Below are 1,713 nucleotides of genomic sequence, written 5' to 3' on the forward strand. Positions count from 1 at the left end.
TGCGATGGATAGCGATGTTTCAAGCCGAGCAATGTTCGCTCAACGCAATTTACTGCGCTAGGCGAAATTGTAGCAGTGGTGCGGGTCAGCCACCAATAGGTAATTTCACCTGGCGCATATATATTCGCACAGCGAAAATAGTGGAGACGCGAACTGCAGGGTGATTGGGATTGGCGCTCGGAAGGAGGCGCCTAACTTGCTCCGATCAAGGCCCCATCGACATGCCAAGCACGGGACCTGCTTTCGTCGCCGAGATCGGCCCCGGTCCGTTTTATTGCGGCGGACGGGCGTCGTCGCGTGCCAGAGCATTCCTTCACGAACTGCTGGAGAGCTACTTCGACTATATGAAGTTGGAAGTTCTCTGAGCCAAGGGGGACGGTTTGCTCACCGGGCGGTTCGGCCAGGGGCGCATATCGGCATAGACCACGCACTCCGCTTCGATGTCGAACCGCAGATGCACCTCAAAGGCGCTGTCGTCGGATGGCGGGTTGTTGAGCCGCTTACCCGGTGTGACATTGAATCGGACCATCGCGCGCAGCATGCCCATCGTTTCGATTTTTGCGTCTGCGTGCCGGCCGATGGTCGTTAAGTCGCCGACAAGCTCCCCTCTATCTATCCTCTTCCGTGAATGCCGGAGGCGGCCCAGCAAAGCGAAGCGGCAGCCCATATAATCACCGGCCTCACTCACGCAAAGGTCGCCTCATGATCAAGTTTTACTACTGTCCGGCCCCGAACCCGGCCAAGGTCGCTTTGTTTCTCGAAGAGACCGAATTGCCCTATGAACTCGTGCCTATCGATACCCGCAAGGGTGAGCAGCACGCCCCGGCTTTCACTGCGATCAACCCGAATGCAAAGGCGCCGGCACTTGTCGACGGCGATGCGACGATCTTCGATAGCAACGCCATCCTCCTGTATTTAGCGGAAAAAACGGGGCGGTTCATGCCGACAACGCCGGCGGAGCGCGCGCAGATGTACTCGTGGTTGATGTTCGTGGCCACGGGCATTGGACCGTTCTCGGGCCAGGCCGTGCATTTCAAGCACTTCGCGCCGGAGCCCAAGGAGTACGCCGTCAACCGCTACGAGTTCGAAGCGTGGCGCCACTGGAGCATCATCGACGGGCAGTTGGCCCGACACAGGTATATGCTCGGCGACGAATACACCCTGGTGGACATGGCGGTATGGGGATGGGCGCGCGCAGTGCCTTTCATCCTGGGCGCCGAAGCATGGGAAAAGCTGCCGAACGTCAAGCGTCTTTTCGACGAGATCAATGCCCGACCGGCAGCGCAGAGCGCTGAAGCGCTCACAACGCGCCACGCGTTCAAGGCCGAGATGGACGACGCTGCACGCAAGGCGCTGTTTCCGCAGAACGCTCGCCTCGGCATCTGAGCATCATTGCGCCGACGGCGCGGCCAGTCCTTCCTCTGCGCGGACGCAGCCATTCCCGGTTGTGTGCCCGCGCGTGGGGCGGCCAGTGTCGGGCATCGTAAAACGAAGCAATGTTGTCACCGGACTATGCCCATGGGGGCAGGGGTTTCGCCATTGAATTGACAACATTGCTTCGCTAACTGGGAGAGCGCGCAAAAGTTGGGGAGGCTCGCAACAAGGGTCGCGTATCTCGTCGAGTAGCATCCGGGATCGGATTCTTGACCTTGGAAAACAGCTCGACGCTGATATAGAGCGTGACATCGCGCAGCTCCCCCAGTCTGTTGCGGA

At 59.5% G+C, this 1,713-nt stretch carries 2 protein-coding genes; one reads left to right on the forward strand and one right to left on the reverse strand.

Going from position 1 to position 1,713, the window contains the following annotated elements; all coding sequences use genetic code 11:
- Positions 1–340: 340 nt before the first annotated feature.
- Positions 341–688: a hypothetical protein gene (locus tag P0D89_RS52650; RefSeq protein WP_408371079.1), complete on the reverse strand. Its 348-nt coding sequence runs from the start codon at positions 686–688 to the stop codon at positions 341–343.
- 14 nt (positions 689–702) lie between these two features.
- On the opposite strand from P0D89_RS52650, the gene P0D89_RS52655 reads away from it, so the two are divergent.
- Positions 703–1,386, forward strand: a complete 684-nt coding sequence (locus tag P0D89_RS52655; protein WP_408371081.1) for a glutathione S-transferase family protein — start codon at positions 703–705, stop codon at positions 1,384–1,386.
- Positions 1,387–1,713 lie beyond the last annotated feature (327 nt).

The sequence above is a fragment of the Paraburkholderia sp. RL18-085-BIA-A genome (genome assembly GCF_046027075.1).
GTDB lineage: Bacteria > Pseudomonadota > Gammaproteobacteria > Burkholderiales > Burkholderiaceae > Paraburkholderia.

Excerpts from the sequence above, each read along its gene's own strand:
- P0D89_RS52655 (WP_408371081.1), top strand. The coding sequence starts at position 703 with ATGATCAAGTTTTACTACTGTCCGGCCCCGAACCCGGCCAAGGTCGCT.